Here is a 1,098-nt window from a genome sequence, read left to right as displayed (position 1 = left end):
TGGCCTTGACCAGGGTGGGGCGGCTGGTGCTGTCTTCCAGTGAGGTGAGGTGGACGGTGCCGCCGTTGGTGAGCGGCGTCCACAGGGCCGTGATGGTGAGGTCGAAGGCGAGCGGTGAGTGCAGCACCGTCGAGCCTGCTGTGGCCGGGTAGGCGGTGCGGGCGCGGTGGAGGTAGGTGGCCAGGGCGTGATGGTCGATGACGACGCCCTTGGGTCGGCCCGTCGAACCGGACGTGTAGATCATGTACGCGGCATGACCGGCGGCCCACGGTTTCCGGCGCTCGGAGTCGGTGATCTCCGTCGCGGGACGATCAGCCCACTCTGCTGCCGGAACCGGCTCGCGCAGAGTGAGGACGGGTGTCGCGTCGTCGAGCATGTAACTGACGCGCTCGGTGGGGTAGTCGGGGTCGATCGGCAGATACGCCGCCCCTGCCTTCACCACGGCCAGCAGTGCTACGACGGCGTCGAGCGACTTGGGCAGGGCGACGGCGACGAACTGCTCAGCCCCCACGCCTTCCGCGATCAAATGTCGGGCCAACTGGTTCCCACGGGCGTTGAGTTCGCCGTAGGTGAGCGACTGGCCGTCGCAGACTAGGGCGACCGCGTCCGGCGTCCGAGCCGCCTGCCGGGCGACGAGTTCGTGCAGCGGAACGTCGGGCAGCTCCGTGCTGGGTCCGTTCCACTCCACCAACACCCGCTCTCGCACGTCCGGTTCGAGCGTGTCCAGGCGGCCGACCGGCACGTCGTCGGCTTCGACCAGCGCGCTGAGCACCCGCAGCATCCGGTCGCCGAAGTCGCGCGCGTCGGCCGCGTTGAACAGATCGGGGCGGTAGTCGACACGGAAGGAGAGTTCGGTGCCGCGCATCGTCGCGACGACGTTCACGGCGAAGTGTGTGCCGCCCTTGATGTCGGCGGAGGCGACGCGCAGCCCGCCGCCGTCTGCCGGAGCGTCGACCGGAGCCTCGTCGACCGGATAGTTCTGGAACACCATGGCGGTGTCGAAGAGTTGTGGGTGTCCGGTCCAGGTCTGGATGTCGGTGAGGCCGGGCCACTGGTGGTCCAGGAGTGTGGTCTGTTCGTTCTGGAGGCGGCGGAAGA

The 1,098-nt window shown here is 68.7% G+C and carries 1 protein-coding gene; it reads right to left on the bottom strand.

The window, feature by feature from the left end; all coding sequences use genetic code 11:
* Positions 1 to 1,098, bottom strand: a 1,098-nt coding sequence (locus ACGFW6_RS45085) for an AMP-binding protein (RefSeq protein ID WP_393523616.1), incomplete at both ends; no start/stop codon positions are given.

The organism is Streptomyces sp. Y7 (assembly GCF_043195415.1).
GTDB lineage: Bacteria > Actinomycetota > Actinomycetes > Streptomycetales > Streptomycetaceae > Streptomyces.
The sequence above is the reverse complement of the archived record's forward strand: the minus strand, read 5'-3'. Positions and strand labels throughout refer to the sequence as shown.